18 protein-coding genes are annotated in these 16,332 nt (G+C 71.8%); 7 read left to right on the top strand and 11 right to left on the bottom strand.

What is annotated here, in order from left to right:
* Entirely contained in the window at positions 1 to 471 is a 471-nt protein-coding gene (locus AC156L_RS22645) for a Crp/Fnr family transcriptional regulator (protein ID WP_330880212.1), read from the bottom strand.
* Positions 472 to 497: 26 nt separating this feature from the next.
* The gene (gap, locus tag AC156L_RS22640; protein ID WP_484407236.1) at positions 498 to 1,508 is read right to left on the bottom strand and encodes a type I glyceraldehyde-3-phosphate dehydrogenase; all 1,011 of its coding nucleotides are present in this window, start codon (positions 1,506 to 1,508) and stop codon (positions 498 to 500) included.
* A 200-nt stretch (positions 1,509 to 1,708) separates the two neighbouring features.
* On the opposite strand from gap, the gene AC156L_RS22635 reads away from it, so the two are divergent.
* The 3 genes from AC156L_RS22635 to ppk2 are packed head-to-tail and all read left to right on the top strand — an operon-like array spanning position 1,709 to position 3,578.
* A complete protein-coding gene (locus AC156L_RS22635) occupies positions 1,709 to 2,302 on the top strand; it encodes an Rv1733c family protein (protein WP_330880206.1) in 594 nt (197 codons plus the stop codon).
* Positions 2,303 to 2,325: 23 nt separating this feature from the next.
* A complete protein-coding gene (locus AC156L_RS22630) occupies positions 2,326 to 2,769 on the top strand; it encodes a CBS domain-containing protein (protein WP_484407235.1) in 444 nt (147 codons plus the stop codon).
* Complete coding sequence (gene ppk2 / locus AC156L_RS22625; RefSeq protein WP_330880202.1) at positions 2,769 to 3,578, top strand: polyphosphate kinase 2; 810 nt, start codon at positions 2,769 to 2,771, stop codon at positions 3,576 to 3,578. The genes AC156L_RS22630 and ppk2 overlap by 1 nt, the downstream gene beginning before the upstream one ends.
* Positions 3,579 to 3,715: 137 nt before the next feature.
* On the opposite strand, the gene AC156L_RS22620 is transcribed toward ppk2, so the two are convergent.
* The 5 genes from AC156L_RS22620 to AC156L_RS22600 form a co-directional block, all read right to left on the bottom strand.
* Positions 3,716 to 5,137, bottom strand: a complete 1,422-nt coding sequence (locus tag AC156L_RS22620; protein ID WP_330880200.1) for an alpha/beta hydrolase family protein — start codon at positions 5,135 to 5,137, stop codon at positions 3,716 to 3,718.
* A 101-nt stretch (positions 5,138 to 5,238) separates the two neighbouring features.
* Positions 5,239 to 5,952, bottom strand: coding sequence for a hypothetical protein (locus tag AC156L_RS22615; RefSeq protein WP_330880198.1), 714 nt, complete (start codon positions 5,950 to 5,952; stop codon positions 5,239 to 5,241).
* A gap of 94 nt (positions 5,953 to 6,046) precedes the next feature.
* Positions 6,047 to 7,438 carry a wax ester/triacylglycerol synthase family O-acyltransferase gene (locus AC156L_RS22610; protein WP_330880196.1) on the bottom strand — a complete coding sequence of 464 codons (1,392 nt, stop codon included), beginning with the start codon at positions 7,436 to 7,438 and terminating at the stop codon, positions 6,047 to 6,049.
* A gap of 38 nt (positions 7,439 to 7,476) precedes the next feature.
* Positions 7,477 to 7,719 (bottom strand): SHOCT domain-containing protein, encoded by a 243-nt coding sequence (locus tag AC156L_RS22605; protein WP_330880194.1) that lies wholly within the window; start codon positions 7,717 to 7,719, stop codon positions 7,477 to 7,479.
* Between the two features lie 83 nt (positions 7,720 to 7,802).
* Complete coding sequence (locus tag AC156L_RS22600) at positions 7,803 to 8,387, bottom strand: DoxX family membrane protein (RefSeq protein ID WP_330880192.1); 585 nt, start codon at positions 8,385 to 8,387, stop codon at positions 7,803 to 7,805.
* A 266-nt stretch (positions 8,388 to 8,653) separates the two neighbouring features.
* Here AC156L_RS22600 and AC156L_RS22595 point away from each other — a divergent pair, with 266 nt between their 5' ends.
* From AC156L_RS22595 to AC156L_RS22580, 4 genes are read left to right on the top strand one after another with little or no spacing between them, the layout of a single operon-like run.
* On the top strand, positions 8,654 to 11,044 hold the full coding sequence (locus tag AC156L_RS22595) for a phosphoketolase family protein (protein ID WP_330880190.1): 2,391 nt from the start codon (positions 8,654 to 8,656) through the stop codon (positions 11,042 to 11,044).
* Complete coding sequence (locus AC156L_RS22590) at positions 11,044 to 12,135, top strand: acetate/propionate family kinase (RefSeq protein ID WP_330880188.1); 1,092 nt, start codon at positions 11,044 to 11,046, stop codon at positions 12,133 to 12,135. The genes AC156L_RS22595 and AC156L_RS22590 overlap by 1 nt, the downstream gene beginning before the upstream one ends.
* Before the next feature lie 15 nt (positions 12,136 to 12,150).
* Complete coding sequence (locus AC156L_RS22585) at positions 12,151 to 12,459, top strand: CBS domain-containing protein (protein ID WP_330880186.1); 309 nt, start codon at positions 12,151 to 12,153, stop codon at positions 12,457 to 12,459.
* Entirely contained in the window at positions 12,456 to 12,788 is a 333-nt protein-coding gene (locus AC156L_RS22580) for a BON domain-containing protein (protein ID WP_330880184.1), read from the top strand. The genes AC156L_RS22585 and AC156L_RS22580 overlap by 4 nt, the downstream gene beginning before the upstream one ends.
* Before the next feature lie 57 nt (positions 12,789 to 12,845).
* Here the strand turns inward: AC156L_RS22580 and AC156L_RS22575 are convergent, their stop codons facing one another.
* From AC156L_RS22575 to AC156L_RS22560, 4 genes are all read right to left on the bottom strand, one after another.
* Positions 12,846 to 13,460 (bottom strand): CBS domain-containing protein, encoded by a 615-nt coding sequence (locus AC156L_RS22575; protein ID WP_330880182.1) that lies wholly within the window; start codon positions 13,458 to 13,460, stop codon positions 12,846 to 12,848.
* Positions 13,461 to 13,463: 3 nt separating this feature from the next.
* Positions 13,464 to 14,246, bottom strand: a complete 783-nt coding sequence (locus tag AC156L_RS22570; protein ID WP_330880180.1) for a universal stress protein — start codon at positions 14,244 to 14,246, stop codon at positions 13,464 to 13,466.
* Positions 14,243 to 15,265, bottom strand: coding sequence for an Acg family FMN-binding oxidoreductase (locus AC156L_RS22565; protein WP_330880178.1), 1,023 nt, complete (start codon positions 15,263 to 15,265; stop codon positions 14,243 to 14,245). The genes AC156L_RS22570 and AC156L_RS22565 overlap by 4 nt, the downstream gene beginning before the upstream one ends.
* A 156-nt stretch (positions 15,266 to 15,421) precedes the next feature.
* On the bottom strand, positions 15,422 to 16,243 hold the full coding sequence (locus AC156L_RS22560; protein WP_330880176.1) for a universal stress protein: 822 nt from the start codon (positions 16,241 to 16,243) through the stop codon (positions 15,422 to 15,424).
* Positions 16,244 to 16,332: the final 89 nt, after the last annotated feature.

The following is a 16,332-nucleotide window of genomic DNA, read 5'->3' as shown; positions in this document are numbered from 1 at the left end:
TCAGTCGAGCGCGGGGTGGTCGTGCAGGTCGAGCAGCCGGGTCCTGGTGGCTTGAAGACGGTTGAGCAGCGCTTCGACGAGGATCAGCGAGAGCTGGTAGCCCAGCGCCGGATCGGCGTTGGCGAGCTTGCGCAGCTCCTCGGCGTCGACCACGACGGCGGTGGTGGGGGAGACCACGGTGGCGCCGAAGTGCCACCGGTAGGGTGGGATCAGCCAGGACCAGCCGAGCAGCTCGCCGGGACCGACGCTCTGCACCGCCATCCGACCGTGGTCGGGCGCGTCGGAGTCGATCACGGCGCACCCCTTGAGGACGATCCAGCAGCGGTCCGCGGGCGTGCCCTGCTCGAACAGCGTGGTGCCGGGGTAGTAGTCCTCGCGCCTGCTGATCCCGGCCATCGCGGCGCGATGGGTGTGCGACAGGGCCGCCAGCAGCGGCAGCCCGTCGAGTTCGATCATGACCGCGGACGTCATCGTCTTCTCCCAGCGGTAGGAGCGGTCTACGGCAGCGTGCGGGCGACCAGGTTGGCGAGGTCGATCGTGCGGTTGGCGTAGCCCCACTCGTTGTCGTACCAGCCGAAGACCTTGACCAGTCGACCGTTGGCCTTGGTCAGGCTCGCGTCGAAGACGCAGGAGGACGGGTCGCCGATGATGTCCCTGGAGACGATCGGGTCGGTGGTGTAGCGCAGGTAGCCCTTGAGCCCGCCCTCGGCGGCGTCCTTGAACGCCCGGTTCACCTGGGCGGCCGTGACCGGCGTGTCGAGCATGGCGGTGAGGTCGGTCAAGGACCCGTCCTCCAGGGGGACGCGCACCGCGAGCCCGTCGAGCTTGCCGTCCAGCGCGGGGATCACCTGGCCGACCGCGCGGGCGGCGCCGGTGGAGGTGGGGATCATGTTGACCGCCGCCGAGCGCGCTCGGCGCAGGTCCTTGTGCGGTCCGTCGAGCAGCGACTGGTCGTTGGTGTAGCTGTGGATCGTGGTCATCTGCCCGGCCTGGACGCCGAAGCGCTCGTGCAGGACCCAGGCCATCGGAGCCACGCAGTTGGTCGTGCAGGAGGCGTTGGACACGACGTGGTGGCGCTCCGCCTCGTAGTCGTCGTCGTTGACGCCCATCACGATGGTCGCGTCGACGTCCTTGCCCGGCGCCGTGATGATCACCTTCCGGGCCCCGCTCGTCAAGTGCGCCCCGGCGGCCTCACGGGTGCGGAACCGGCCGGTGGCCTCGATCACGATGTCGACCCCGTGCCTGCCCCAGTCCACCTTGGACGGACAGGCTTCCGAGGTCACCGCGATGCTCCGCCCGTCGACCACGAGTTCGTCCCCCTCCACCGCGACGGTGTGGGACCAGGGGCCGTAGGTCGAGTCGAACGCGAGGAGGTGGCCCAGCGTGTCCGGTGTCGTGAGGTCGTTGACCGCGACCACCTCGAACGCGGTGTCGCCGCGCTCGACCGCGCTGCGCAGGACGTCCCGCCCGGTCCGGCCGAACCCGTTGATGCCGACGCGTACCACCATGGTGCCCTCCTCGTGAAAAGTCCTGACCTGTCGATGCTCTCCCCACCGGGCTTCGCGTTCCAGAGAACGAGGGCGCCAGGCCGAGGGACCAAAGACCTTGTCGTCACAGGACGTGCCGCGCGAACCGGTCCGACGGGCGACCCTGTGACCGCGCCGCCGCGCGGAGAACCCTGGTTGCCGAGCAACCGAGGGAGGAAGTCGTGAGCACCCAGTCGATGTCACCGGCCGCGCGCCTGGCGAGGCGCGTGTTCCACGGACGCAACCCCCTCACGCGGACGAGCGACCGCGTCGAGAGCGCGGTGTTCATGACGGCACTCCTGATCGCCCTGCTCGGCGTGCCGATCGCCGCGGCGACCGGCTCCGAGGTGTACGCGCGGGAGTCGGTCAGCTCGGCCGAGCAGCTGCGCACCCGCCACCAGGTAGAGGCCACCCTGCTGGAGGACACCGGAACGCATGTCGCGACCGGGGTGACCGGCCCGGTGGTCCGAGCGTCATGGCAGTCGCCGGACGGCACACCGCGGCAGGGCGGGGTCACCGCGGCCTACGACCTGAAGACCGGCAGCACGGTCCTGGTGTGGATCGACGAGAACGGGGCGGTCACCACCCCGCCGCTCACGTCGGAGGGTGCGGTGATCACCGCCATCGGCTGGACGGCGACGATGTTGCTGGGGCTCGTGTGCGCGCTGTGCTCCGCGCACCTGCTGACCGTCCACCTCAACAGGCGGCGGAACGCCCGGCGGTGGGAAGCCGAATGGGCGGCGGTCGAACCCGAGTGGACACGACGACGTCGCTAGGCGACGAGGACCGGAGGACCGGCATGGCTGAAGCGACCGTCAACTCGGTGATGACCGACGAGGTCGTCACCGTCGGCATCGACACCCCCGTCGAGGACATCGTCCGGACGCTGTCGGAGCACCGCTTCGGCGCGGTGCCGGTCATCGACGACCTCGGTCTCGTCGCGGGGGTGGTGTCCGAGGCCGACCTGGTCGCCCGGATCGAGTTCGGCGGGCCGTCCGCGGTTCCTCCGACGAGCCGGGCCGCCAAAAGCAGGCTGCGCAAGGCAGGCGGACTCGTCGCCTGGCAGGTGATGACCCGCCCGGTGGTCACCGTCGACCGGAAGGACCCGGTCGGCTTGGCCGCGCGGCGACTGGCGGAATCCGGGGTGCGCAGGCTTTTCGTCCTCGGTGACGACGAACTCGTGGGCGTGGTGACCCGAGGTGACCTGCTCCGACTGCTCGCGCGGAACGAGGAGCCAGGGTGATGGCGGGCAAGCGGATGCGCCGCGAACCCTACGAGCGCGAGTTGTACCGGTTGCAGGCCGAACTGGTGAAGCTGCAGGAATGGGTCCGGGCCGAGGGCGCGCGGCTGGTGGTCGTGTTCGAGGGGCGGGACGCGGCGGGGAAGGGCAGTGCGATCAAGCGGATCACCGAGCACCTCAATCCGCGCGTCGCCCGGATCGTGGCGCTGCCGAAACCGACGGAACGCGAGCGGTCCCAGTGGTACTTCCAGCGCTACGTCGAGCACCTGCCCGCCGCGGGTGAGATCGTCCTGCTCGACCGGAGCTGGTACAACCGCGCGGGCGTCGAACGGGTCATGGGGTACTGCACCCCCGAGGAGCACCGCAGGTTCCTGCAACAGTGCCCGATCTTCGAGCGGTTGCTCGTTGAGGACGGGATCCTGCTGCGCAAGTACTGGTTCTCGGTCAGCGACACCGAGCAGGAGCAGCGGTTCCGCCGCAGGCTCGAGGACCCGATGCGCCGCTGGAAGCTGTCCCCGGTCGACCTGGAGTCGCTCTCGCGCTGGGAGGACTACTCGCGCGCCAAGGACGAGATGCTGGTGCACACCGACATCGCGGAGTCCCCCTGGTTCGTGGTCGACGGCGACGACAAGCGGCGGGCCCGCCTGAACGTGATCGCGCACCTGCTGTCCGGCATCGACTACCACGACGTCCGCCCGCCCGCGCTGGAACTGCCGGGCAGACCCGTGTCCACCGGCTACCTGCGGGCGCCGCGCCACCTGCAGACGTTCGTGCCCGACCACAGCGCGTCCGTGAGGGCCGGGAGGAGCTGAGCGGCATGGGTCCCCACGCAGGCTTGGCAGGAGGACTCGAGTCGCACGTGCTCGACCGTCGGCTTCGTCGCCGAGCGCCTGCGTCATCCGGATGATCGCTGTTGACCTTCGCGCCCGTGACGCGGGGGCGGCAGCGGTCACGCGCTGCCGGTGCGGTGCGCGAAGATCACGTCGGGATATTCCTCGACGGGGCCGTCGAGCAGGGCCGACGGCTCGCCCTTCGGGTAGCGGTCGAAGAAGGCCGTAGTGTAGGTGTTGACGATGGCGTGGGCGCGTTCGCCGTCCACCGGTCCGCTGATGCCCAGCGCGCGGACGAGCGGCGAGAGTAGTTGGGTGTCGCCGAGGTCCGGGTGGAACACGCCTGGCACGTGGATGAAGTAGCCGTCCGCACGCGGGTTCTCGTACACGGCCCGCACGGTGTCCAACGTTCGGACGATGTCCGGTTCGGTCCAGCCTTCGAGCCGCGTGGTCGCGGCGTCGCGGGTCAGCCACGTGGTCGGCTGCTCGAGACCGGCGTCGACCACACTGGGCGGCATCCACACGTCCATCGGCAGGCACGCCCGGAAACGGGGGTCCAGCCTGCACCCCTCGGCGGCTGTCTCGCCGCCCAGTGACAGGCCGACGTGGTCCAGGTCGATCCGCCCGGTGAGGATGTCTCGAGGGTCGGCCCGGTTGAGCGAGGTCACCTGATCGAGGGTGAACAGGGAGTCTTGGGCTAGGAAGGGGACGATCGAGTCGACGAGATCGTGGTCGAACGTGCGCTGGTCGGAGGAAGCGACGCGACCGTCGGGGAACACCACCGCCGCGCCGGAGCACGGGTGGTCGATGCCGGCGACGACGTGTCCGCGCGACACCAGTTCCTCCACACCCGGGGTGTTGTGCTGCCGGTAGCCACCGCGACCGGTCGCCAGGACGAGCAGGGGGTAGGCGTGGTCGGCGTCGGCCACCGGTGCGGCGTGCACGGCGTTGGTGGTGACGTGCTCCAGGTGCGAAAGGGTGAATCCCGGCAGACCGACCAGGCGCGCCAGCGGTGCCAGTGCTTGCGAGTCGGGCACGTAGGCGGCGCGCGGTGCGGAGGCGTCGACGCGAGCCGGGTACCAGAGCTGCACCACCACTTCACGGTGGTCTCCGGGGTCGGCGGTGAACACTTCGCGGCGGTCGGTGTCCGCCCAGTGGTAGGTGAGCGTGCCGATACCGTAGGGGCCGGTCGGCGGCGGGAAGCGGAATACCGGGACAACGGTCGGCAGCACCGCGGACGCCGTCAGAGCGAGAACGCCCGTCGCTGCACCCACCCCTGGGGAGAGCCGGCGTGTTCTGCCGGTTTTCCGGCCGTCTCGGCGTGCCGGCTGGACCGGGCCGAGGACGACGAGCACCCCGCCCAGGACGTAGGCCGGGACCAGTTGCCAGCGCGTCCCCTCGACGAGGACTTGAAGCCCCGCGACGGGCAGGGGCAGGAACACCCCGTGGCGCGGCCACCGGGGAGCGCCGAGCAGCGGGAGCACCACCGGGGCGAAACCGATCACTTCCGCGGTCAGCAACGCGATCTCGACAGGTCTCACCGTTCAGTCGTTCCCGCGGGCTCGCGTCACCGCGCGTGCCCGCTGGTTCGTCGTTCGCCTCGGAGCAGTGGCACCTCGACGAGCACACACGTCCAGGGGGACTACGTCGAGGAGGGTTTCGGGGTGCTCCGGAACCCCTGGTGAGCACCGGTGGATCGGCCAGGGTTCACCGGTGCGGGGAGCAGGCGGTGCAGGGCGTACCCGGTGACTGTGGTGGTCGCGGCCATCAGCAGACCCCTGCGACACCGATCAGCACAGTCAGCGGGAGGGGCTGGCCGGGCTGCCACAGCGGCGTGGCGAACCCGACGAAGGCGGCCGGTCCGAGCAGCCAGGCGGCCGCGGTGGTGGCGATCCAGCTGCCCGCCCGCGGCACGTGGTGGCGCAGGAGCGCCGAGTCCCGCAGCAGGGGGTTGGTCGACCGTGATCGCCACGACCTCGGCGTCGGCGGTCACGCGGGGGAAGGCGCCGCGACAGGCGTTCAGCGCCACGCGGTGCTGGGCTCCGCGCAGGACGACGGCCGACCCGGTGACCCGGTCGCCGCCCACCGGCACCTCGACGGGCGCGTCGGCGCGGAAGTGCGGCCACCACCGCTCGCCCGACGCCCCACCCGCGACCACGACCAACCGGTCGCCGTCGCAGACGCACCGCACGGGCAGTCCGACGATGGCGCCGCCCACCGTGCGGCAGCGCAACCCGCACACCTTCCGGCCCACCAGCCGACGTGCCGCCGAGCCGAGCAGGAGCAGCACCACCCGGTTCACCACCGGACTACTCCGACGGGTGGACGTCACACCGTTCTCGGCCTTGAACTCCACGTCCCCGGCCCACCTCCGCCACGGAGGGTCGAACGGGGTCCGTGGCCCCGCGCAGGCGGACACCTCCGGCTTCGCCGCAGGTGTCCGCACACCCTCAGCCGCCGGCCCGGATCGACGGTGCCGGGTCGACCAGAGCGGCGGAAACGATGAAGGACTTGACGGTGCTCTCCACGGTGCCGACCAGCAAGTCGATGTCCGGGGTGCTGTCGTAGTCGGCCGTGATGCCGATGGCCAGCGTCCCCGCGTAGCTGAGCACCGCCACACCCGTCCGCAGCCGGAGTGCGATCGGGACGTAGGGGAGGATGTCGACGATCGGTCTCCCGAGCACCCGCACGGGCACCGGCGGGCCGGGCACGTTCGTGGTCACGGTGACGACGGTGCGCTGCGGCAGCGCGCCCACGAGCCGGATTCCCCACGACAGCGGTGCGTGCGGCTCGTGCCCCGCGAGCGCGGTGAGGGCCGCACCCGCCTCGCTCTCCTTGTCCGCCTTGAGCTTTCGCGTGCGCTCGTGCACCTCGCGCAGCACGTCCACCGGGTCGTCCAGCTCGACGGGGAGGAACGGCAGCAGGACGGACACCTGGTTGTCCAGGTCGTCCGTCGTGCGGACGGAGACCGGGACCATCGTCCGCACGCTGTCGGCCGTCGGGGTCTCGCCGCGGTGCAGGAGCAGGGCGCGGAACCCCGTGGTGATCGCGGCGAGCACCACGTCGTTCACGGTCACGCCGAACCTCTTGCCGACCCCGACCACGTCGGGCAGCGCGACACGGGTCACCCGGTAGCGCCGGGGGACGCCGATCGGTCCGGAGAGCGACGACGCCCTGACGGGAACGAGCGCGCCCGCGAGCGCGGCGACGCCCTTGACGGTGTCGGTGACGTGCCCCGCGAGCCTGGCGGGCAGCTGGAGCAGGAGCCGTGCCTGCTCCACCGGGTTGACGGCCAGGTCGACCAGAGCGCGCGCGAGGAGCTGGACCGCGCCCGGCGCGGACCGGGGCACGAGTTCGTCCGGGGCGGGTGGCGCCGAGTCGTCGAACACCGCGCTGTAGAGGCGGGTCCCGGCCACGCCGTCGACGAGGCAGTGGTGCACCTTCGTCAGCATGGCCCAACGCCCGCCTGCCAGGCCTTCGACCACCCAGTTCTCCCACAGCGGCCGGTCGCGGTCGAGCCGCTGGGCCATGATCCGGGCCACGAGGTCGGTCAACGCCCGGTCGTCGCCCGGCGCGGGCAGCGCGGTGCGTCGCAGGTGGTAGGACAGGTCGAACTCCGGGTCGTCGACCCATAGCGGCAGACCGAGGTCCCAGGGCACGCGGCGGACCTTCTGCCGGGCACGGGGGACCGCCGCGAGCCGCGTGCCGACCGACGCGGTGAACTCGTCGCGGCTGGGAGGTGGTCCTTCGAGCACCGCCACCGACGCGATCGCCAGTGAAGCGCGGGGATCTGCGTCCTCGATCTCCAGGAACGCCGCGTCCAGGGTGCTCAACCGGTCCACTTCTCCTCCAACGGTCGCGTTTCCAGCGGTTCGTCGACTCACACCGAGGAGCGCAGCGCCTTGAGCCGCTGCTCGAACTCCTCCTGATCGACCTCGCCGCGAGCGAACCGCTCGGCGAGGACCTGCTCCGCGGCGGAGCCGCGGGTCGTGCCCGCCGGGCGGGTGAGGTGGCGCACCAGGGCGACACCGCCGAGGATCGCGACCGCCCAGAACAGGACCATCCCGATCGTCATGACCGCGTAGCCCCAGCCGTTCATTCCGTTGCCGTACCAGTACATCATCGTTGAACGCCTCCATCCGACACCGTGATCGGGGATGCGGCCCGACCGGTGACCGTCACGGGTCACCGGTCAGGTCCGCGCTGTCAGCGCAGCCACTGGTTGGTCTGGACGAAGGGCAGCTTCGCCCACATCCTTCCCAGGCCCCAGGTGTTGCCCGCGGCGGCGTAGGCCAGTGCGATGGCGACGAGGGCGTAGATGACGTGGTAGTCGATCAGCGGGTTGGTGGAGCCGCTGGGCTCACCTGCCGAGGTGTGCTGGGCCAGCGGCCATTCGGCGGCCCACATCATCAGCATCATCAGGGCGGTGGAGACCGCGGCGACGCGCAGGCCGATGCCCAGCACCAGCGCGACACCGATGGCGAGCAGACCGATCATGAACAGCCAGTCGGCCCAGGCAGCGCCCGCCCAGCTGTGGAAGGTGGACTCCAGGGGGCCGACGGCGACGTGGCTGAGGAAGCCCTTGGTGGGGGAGCCGCCGTTGATCCAGGCGCGTTCGGAGACGGTGCTGTAGCCGAGGCCGAAGGCCTTGTCCAGGAAGGCCCACAAGAACGTCAGACCGGTGACGATGCGCAGGACCGCCAGCGATCGGGCCGCGCGGTCAGCCGGCACAGCCGTCTGAACGCTCGGCGACACGCCGCGGGACTGGACGGGGATGTGCTTGGTGGACATCGAATCCTCCTTGGTCGTCGACCGCTCATCGGGCGGCCTTCGTGATGACGCTCGGAGCCGTCATCCGCTGCTTCCAGCGTGGTCCGCGCCCCCGTCGGCGGGCAGGGCACAACGTCGTCGTCCGGCAGGACTTTGGGGTCGCCCAAGCACGGTCAGGGTCGAAGGTCCCGGTGCAGAGGGGACTGCCTGCGGTGCCGCTCACACGTCGAGTCGAGCAGTCTCTGAATCGAGGAACCCCAGGAGCCCAGACCCGAACAGGAGCACCCATGTCCACCGACACCGCGGCAGGCATCCCGGCCAGGTCGGCAACCCCCGAAACGCCTTGGCTCACCAGGCTGGACGCGTGGTGGCGGGCGGCGAACTACCTGTCCGTGGGCCAGATCTACCTGCTGGACAACCCGCTGCTGCGCGAGCCGCTGCTCCCCGAACACGTCAAGCCGCGCCTGCTCGGGCACTGGGGGACCGTGCCCGGCATGACGCTGATCTACGCGCACCTCAACCGGGTGATCGTGGAACGGGACCTGAGCGCCCTCTACATCGCCGGACCCGGCCACGGGGCCGCGGGCTTGAACTCGGCCGCGTGGCTGGAGGGCACCTACTCCGAGCTGTACCCGCACATCTCGCGGGATGTGGATGGGATGCGCGGCCTGTTCCGGCAGTTCTCCTTCCCGGGCGGGGTCCCCAGTCATGCTTCGGCGCACCTGCCGGGGTCGATCCACGAAGGCGGTGAACTGGGCTACTCGCTGGCCCACGCCACCGGTGCGGCGTTGGACAACCCGGACCTGCTGGTGGCCTGCGTGGTCGGCGATGGTGAGGCGGAGACCGGTCCGCTGGCGGCGAGTTGGCACGCCCCGGCGTTCCTGGACCCGGTCCACGACGGGGCGGTGTTGCCGGTGCTGCACCTCAACGGCTACAAGATCGCCAACCCGACGGTGTTGTCCCGGCTCGACCACGCCGACCTCGGCGCACTGCTCAGCGGCCACGGCTGGCGCCCGATAGTGGTGTCGGGCAGCGACCCGATGGAGGTCCACGAGGCCTACGCCGCCGCGCTGGACGACTGCTTGGACCAGGTCCAGCAGATCCAGCAGGACGCCCGCGAGGGCGGGCACCGCGGCCGCGTCCGGTGGCCGATGATCGTGCTGCGCACGCCCAAGGGCTGGACCGGTCCCTCCACCGTGGACGGCCACGAGGTGGAGGGCAACTGGCGCTCCCACCAGGTGCCGCTCACCGCCGTTCGGGAGAACCAGGAACACCTGGCCCGGCTGGAGGAGTGGATGCACTCCTACCGGCCGCAGGAGCTGTTCACCGCGACCGGTGCGCCCGCGCCGCTGATCGACACCCTGCACCCGACGGGCGACTCCAGGATGAGCGCCAACCCCCACGCCCACGGCGCCACCCAGCACGCTCTGCGCCTGCCCGACGTCGGCGACCACGCCGTCACGATCACGAAGCCGGGAGGTGAGCGCGGCGAGGCCACCAGGGTGCTCGGCCGTTACCTGCGTGACGCGGTGGTGCTCAACGCCGAACAGCGCAACCTGCTGCTGTTCTCGCCCGACGAGCACGCCTCCAACCGGCTGGACGCGGTGTTCGAGGTGACCGACCGGCGGTGGGGGCTGTCGATCGAGGACGGCGACGACCACCTGGCTCCCGACGGGCGGGTGCTGGAGGTGCTCTCGGAGCACCTGTGCGAGGGCTGGCTGGAGGGCTACCTGCTCACCGGCAGGCACGGGATGCTGTCGAGCTACGAGGCGTTCGCGCACGTGATCGACTCGATGGTCGCCCAGCACGCCAAGTGGCTGCACACCGCCGCCGACATCCCCTGGCGGCGTCCGGTGCCGAGCCTGAACATCCTGCTGTCCTCGCACGTGTGGCGGCAGGACCACAACGGCGCCTCGCACCAGGACCCCGGCTTCGTCGACCACGTCCTGAACAAGCGGCCCGAGGTGGCGCGGGTGTACCTGCCGCCGGACGCCAACACCCTGCTCGCCGTGGCCGACCACTGCCTGCGCAGCCGTGGCCTGGTCAACGTCATCGTCTCCGGCAAGCAGCCCGCGTTGCAGTACCTCGACATCGACGAGGCCGTCGCGCACTGCGAGCAGGGACTCGGGGTGTGGAGCTGGGCCAGCACCGACCTCGACGGCGACACGGACGTGGTGCTGGCCTGCGCGGGGGACGTGCCGACCCAGGAAACCCTGGCCACGGTGGAGGTCCTGCTCGGCCTGGTGCCGGACCTGCGCATCCGGGTGGTCAACGTGGTCGACCTCGCCAGGCTCGCCCCGGCGGAGCTGCACCCGCACGGCATCACCGACAAGGCCTACGAGGAGATCTTCACCGGTACCGCGCCGGTGATCTTCGCCTACCACGGCTACCCGTGGCTGATCCACCGGCTGACCTACCGCAGGCCCGGCCACGACCGGATGCACGTGCACGGTTTCCACGAGAACGGCACCACGACCACGCCGTTCGACATGTGCGTGCTCAACGAGATCGACCGCTACACCCTCGCGCTCGCCGCCCTGGAGCGGGTGCCGAGGGTGGCGGGTCGGATCGGGCACCTGCGGCAGCACTTGCAGGACAAGCACACCGCGCACCACAACCACATCCGCCGCACCGGCGAGGACCTGCCGGAGATCCGCGACTGGACCTGGACCCGGTGATGAGGACACTCGTGGTCAACCCCGGCTCGTCCAGCCTGAAGCTGTCCGTCGTGGACGACGGTGTCCCGATCGACTCGCGGACGCAGCAGGACTGGGACGGCACACCTACCCGGCGGCCGCTCCAGGACGTTCTGGCGGCCGCCGGACCGGTGGACGCGGTCGGCGTGCGGGTCGTGCACGGCGGTGATCGGGACGGGCCGCGGGTGTTGGACGAGGCGGAGTTGCGGGCGCTGGAGGAGTTCGTGCCGCTGGCCCCGCTGCACCAGCCCAAGGCGTTGGCGTTGGCGCGGCTGGTCGCCGAACTGCTGCCGGGCGTGCCGGTCGTGGGCTGCTTCGACACGGCGTTCCACGCCGGGATGCCGGCGCGCGCCACGACGTACCCGGTGCCCCGCGAGTGGACGGAGCGGTTCCGGTTGCGCCGCTACGGTTTTCACGGCCTGTCCTGCGCCTACGCGCTGCGGACCGCCGCCGGGATGCTCGACCGCGATGCCGGTGAGCTGAACCTGATCTGCTGCCACATCGGCGCGGGCGTGTCCGTCACGGCGATTGCGGGTGGGCGTGGCGTCGACACCTCGATGGGGTTCACGCCGCTGGACGGTGTCGCGATGGCGACCCGGTCCGGCGGTCTGGACCCCGGCCTGCTGCTGCACGTCCTGCGCACGAGCGGGCTGTCGGTGGACGAGGTCGAGTCGGCGCTGACCCGCCGGTCCGGGCTGGCGGGGATGTCGGGCACCACCGGCGACGTGCGGCAGGTGCTCGCGGCTCGTGCGGCGGGCGACGAACGCGCCGACCTGGCGGTCGGGGTGTACCTGCACCGGCTGCGTCGGGAGATCGCCGCGGCACGGGTGTCGCTCGACCGCCTCGACGCGCTCGTGCTGACCGGGGGAGTCGCCGAGCACCAGCCGGGTCTGATGGCCGAACTGGTCGACGGTCTGGCCCACCTGGGCCTCGCCGTCGTGCCGGACGCCGGGCACGGCACGGGGGACCGGGTGGTCGGCCCGGAGACCGCGCGCACGCGGGTGCTGCTGATCAAGGCGGGGGAGGACGTCGAGATCGCCCACCAGGTCGACTTGGCCAGGCTGGCGGTGTGACCGGGAGGAGAAGCCGTGGGTGAACCCACCGTGGCATCGGTGATGACCAGCCCGGTCGTCACCGCGGAGCTGGGCACGCCCGTCAAGGAGGTGACCGCGCTGCTGGTCGAGCACGGGGTCAGCGCCGTCCCGGTGCTCGACGGCGGCCGGGTTGCCGGTGTGGTGTCCGAGGCGGACCTGCTCGCCGACCGGGAGTACCGGGGCGGCAGCGTTCCCGCGCCGACGACGGGTGGCGGGCGGGCGCGGTGGCGCAAGGCTTTCGGCGCCACCGCGAGCCACGTCATGACCACACCCGCGATCGTCATCGCCCCGACGCGCCGGTGAGCGAAGCCCTCGGCCTGCTGGCCCAGTCGACCGTGCGACGGCTGTTCGTGGTAGACCGCGACGGCGTGCTGGTCGGTGTGGTCGCGCGACGCGACCTGCTCCGGGACTACCTGCGCGAGGACGACGACGTCCGGGCCGACGTGCTCGGGGTGCTCCGCGAGGACGTCGGCATCGACCCCCACCCGGTCACCACCTCCATCCGCGACGGGCGGGTGCGGCTCTCGGGATGGCTGGAGCGGCGCGATCAGGTCGACCGCGCAGTCGCACTGGTCAGGCTCCTGCCCGGCGTCGTGGACGTGCACGGCGAACTCGGCTGCGACGACCGGTAGGCGGACCAGCGAAATCGCCCCCCAGGTCGACGTTGCGACCTGGGGGCGACGGACGGTTCAGACCTTCTCGTCGAGCCGCGACGACACCGTGACGGCTTGGACGCCGGGGACGCTCCGGGCCAGCACGGAGGCGACGTGCCGGTCCTCGGCGCTGTCGAACTCGTCGACGATCGCGACCACCCCGTCCGCGACGGAGACGACCCAGCGACCGTGTCCGCCGTACCTCGCGAGCACGTGCCGAACATCGGCCACGATCGCCTCGTCATCGCGCGCCAGCGTGCGCAGCAGGTCGCGGCGGCTCACGACGCCGACGAGCCGCTCGCCGTCGACGACGGGCGTGCAGCGCAGGTGGCCGTCCAGCATCACCTTCGTCACCTCGGCGATGTCGGCGCCGACCCGGACCGCGATCGCCGGACTGGTCATCACCTCACCCACCGTGGCCGGGGGTGGTGCCGCCGGGGTCGGGTCCTCGCGCCAGATCAGCGTGCGGGGGTCGGGGATGACGCGGTCGCGCACCAGGTCGGCCTCCGTGACGATGCCGATCAGCCGGTCGTCGTCCACCACGGGCAGCGCGGTGAACCCGTGCGAGGTGATCAGGCCGATGGCGGCCTTGACCGGTGTGGTGGGTCGGACCGTGATGGCCGGACTGGACATGACGTCTTCCGCTCGCATGGTTCAGCTCCTCGCACTGCCGAGTTCGGACACCGCCGCGGACCGGCGGGCCTGTCTGCCGATCACCACGACGGGGCTGCCGCCGTGGCGCAGGACCGCGCGCTTGATCGAGCGGAACAACGCGCCGCGGACGATTCCTCCGCGCCGCGAGCCGACGACGACCATCGCGCCGAAGTGGGCGTGCCACGCCAGCGCACGTGGCGCGCTCGCGGCGAGCACCTCGGAGTGCACCGGCACGTCCGGGTGGCGAGCGGCCAGTTCGGCGAGCAGTTCGTCCAGGTCCGCGGGCCGCCGCGGTGAGGTGCAGCGCACCAGGCGGACGCCCGTGCCCAGCCGCTGGGCCTCGGCGAAGGCGAACTCGAGCTTCTGCGGCGTCCGCTCCCGGTGGTGGACGCCGACGACCACCGGCGCGGGCTGTTCCTGCCACCGGGCGCCGGGGGGAACGCTGACCACGGGGCATCCGGCGATGGCGCTCAGCGCGGTCACCACCGACTCCCCGTCGAAGTTCTCCTCGCCGGAGTCGTCGACCACGATCGCGTGGGCGTGCTCGGACTCGGTGACCAGCGCGTCGCCGAGCGCGTCGGCCACGAACCGGTGGTCGACGCGCAGGCCGGGGTGACGCCCGCGCAGTTCGTCCAGCAGATCGGCCGCGAGCGGCGAGAGGTGCAGGACGAACAGCGGTGATCCGCGCCGGTGGGCGTAGCCCGCCGCCCACCGGACGGCGTCGCGCCGGGCTGTCGCCACGACGACGACCGGATCGTCGTCGTGGCCGGGGTGGCGGATCATCGGGTACCTCCGAGATGGGGGGCTTTCACCGACGGGTAGCCGCCGAGCACTTCGGCGGTGGGACGGCGGGGCGTGGCGGGGAGCGGTTCGCCGCCGACCGGGACCCAGCCGACGCGGAGCACGATCTGGGGGAAGGCGATGCCGTCGAGCACGTCCTCGCGCAGCGCGTCCCTGGTCGGGCCGAAGTCGATCGGCTGGCTGAGCGGGCAGGTGGCGAGCCGGAAGTCGGTGGCGGCCAGCAGGACGGCGCTCAGGGCCTCCCCGGCGCGCAGCCGGGAGACCCGGTCGTCCGCGGTCGTGGCGAGCACCAGCAGTTCGCCCGAGTCCTCCTCGGACGCCGCCGGCGGTGCGTCGAGCGCGCCATCGGGGAAGGTCCGCATCGTCACGTCACCGTGCCGGACCGGAGTCGACGGGGTGTTGGCCGCGGGCACGCCGTCCACGGCGGCGTAGCCCCGGCCTGCCCACGCGGCGAGTTCAGCGGAGTAGGCGGCGTCCATGCCCTGCTGCCAGGCGGCCATCGTGATGGCCGCCGTCAGCCGGAACCGGTCGCGCGGGTCCTCGGCGGCCACGGCGACGACGCCTTCGCACGACGCGCGCTCGGCCAGCACGTCCACCATCGCGGCGGGCACGGGCCAGGAGCTGAAGCGCCTGCGGTCGGTGCGGCGGTGCGGGATGGCGGCGGCCAGCGCGATGTCGTCGGCGGTCGCCTGCCGGGCGATGAACGTGACCGCGGCCAGGTGGTCGGGTTCGGCGGGGTTGGGCAGGCGGTGCACGACCGTGGCCCAGCCGAGTGCGGCGAAGCCGACCCGCAGGTGGTGCAGCGCCGCGCCGCAGCTGATCAGCAGGTCGCGTCCGTCCGGGTCGGTCGTGGGCAGGGCGCGCTCGGGGTCGGCGAACAGGTGCACCGAGCTGTCACCGATCGCCCACCGCCACGGCTGGGTGTTGTGGATCGACGGCGCGCGGGTCGCGAGTGCGATCACGGCCTCGATGGTCCTGCGGTCCGGTGCGTCCTGCGGCATCGCGAACACCTCCTGCTCTGCGGTCCGGGCAACTGGGCGGATCGACGTGATCCGCGGTTCCCACTCCCAGATTCCCCTGCCCGCCCTGGACATCGGAGAGTCGAAGGTCCTCTTCAGCGGGGCTGAGGTCCCGCATCCACCGTCGACAGAGGACGGTCAGTGCAAGGCGCGGGCGAGGTGCCCGACGACTTGGCGGGGTGGTTCGAGCACGTGGGGATGCCGGACGACCAGGACGGGACAGGCAGCTTGGTGCAGGGCCGATCTGGTGACCGAGCCGCAGCGGCCGGTCCGGGTGGGCTGGTCTCCTGGGCCGACCACGAGCAGGTCGCTGTCGGTGTGGCGGGCGACGGCCTCGTGAGGTTGGCCGTGGAGCAGGACGACGGTGTGCGGCGGGTGCTGGTCGAGCTTCTCCAGCAGCCGGGCAGCGTGGTCGAGCACGAACTGGTGATCGGTGGCGAGAGCGTCCCCGGTCGTCGGCAGGGGGAGCGCGTGCACCACGCGCAGCGCGGCGCGGCGGTCGAGCGCCATGGCCGCGGCTCGCGTGATCACCAGGTCGTCGTCCTGGCCACCGCTGATCAACGCGGTGATCCGCCGGTTGTCGCCGCGCACCGCCGTCGGCCTGCCGCGGACGACGACGGTGTCGCACGTCGACCGGCAGACGAGGGGCAGCACGAGTCCGCCGAGGCGGAGCGGGTTCGTCGAGTGCCCCTGGTAGCCGACCACGATCAAGCCCGCGGCACGTCCCGCCGCTCCCAGGGCCCGCACGGGGTCGCGGCCCGACTCGTGCACCCTCACCCGCAGCAGGGGGAAGTCGCTGGTCACGTGGTTCAGCCCGCTGTTGGCGGGCACCGTGCCGGGAACCTCGGAAGCCGGGTCCCACAGCCAGACGTCCAGCTCCGCGCCCGTGTGCCACGCGTGCTCGGCGGCCCACCACAGGGCTGTTCGCCCCCAGTGCGACCCGTCGTTGCCCACGACCACCGGCGGAGGGAACCGTCCGGGTTCCTCGACACGGTCTGCTGGACTCGGTTCGTCGTGCATGAGCGCTCCAGTGTTCGCACGGGCCCGGC

The sequence above is a fragment of the Umezawaea sp. genome (assembly GCF_057122925.1).
This window is presented reverse-complemented; position numbering and strand designations above follow the sequence as displayed.

Excerpts from the sequence above, each read along its gene's own strand:
- AC156L_RS22575 (WP_330880182.1), bottom strand. The coding sequence starts at position 13,460 with ATGCGAGCGGAAGACGTCATGTCCAGTCCGGCCATCACGGTCCGACCC.
- AC156L_RS22605 (WP_330880194.1), bottom strand. The coding sequence starts at position 7,719 with ATGATGTACTGGTACGGCAACGGAATGAACGGCTGGGGCTACGCGGTC.
- ppk2 (WP_330880202.1), top strand. The coding sequence starts at position 2,769 with ATGGCGGGCAAGCGGATGCGCCGCGAACCCTACGAGCGCGAGTTGTAC.
- AC156L_RS22600 (WP_330880192.1), bottom strand. The coding sequence starts at position 8,387 with ATGTCCACCAAGCACATCCCCGTCCAGTCCCGCGGCGTGTCGCCGAGC.
- AC156L_RS22570 (WP_330880180.1), bottom strand. The coding sequence starts at position 14,246 with ATGATCCGCCACCCCGGCCACGACGACGATCCGGTCGTCGTCGTGGCG.
- AC156L_RS22645 (WP_330880212.1), bottom strand. The coding sequence starts at position 471 with ATGACGTCCGCGGTCATGATCGAACTCGACGGGCTGCCGCTGCTGGCG.
- AC156L_RS22630 (WP_484407235.1), top strand. The coding sequence starts at position 2,326 with ATGGCTGAAGCGACCGTCAACTCGGTGATGACCGACGAGGTCGTCACC.
- gap (WP_484407236.1), bottom strand. The coding sequence starts at position 1,508 with ATGGTGGTACGCGTCGGCATCAACGGGTTCGGCCGGACCGGGCGGGAC.
- AC156L_RS22565 (WP_330880178.1), bottom strand. The coding sequence starts at position 15,265 with ATGCCGCAGGACGCACCGGACCGCAGGACCATCGAGGCCGTGATCGCA.
- AC156L_RS22595 (WP_330880190.1), top strand. The coding sequence starts at position 8,654 with ATGTCCACCGACACCGCGGCAGGCATCCCGGCCAGGTCGGCAACCCCC.
- AC156L_RS22590 (WP_330880188.1), top strand. The coding sequence starts at position 11,044 with ATGAGGACACTCGTGGTCAACCCCGGCTCGTCCAGCCTGAAGCTGTCC.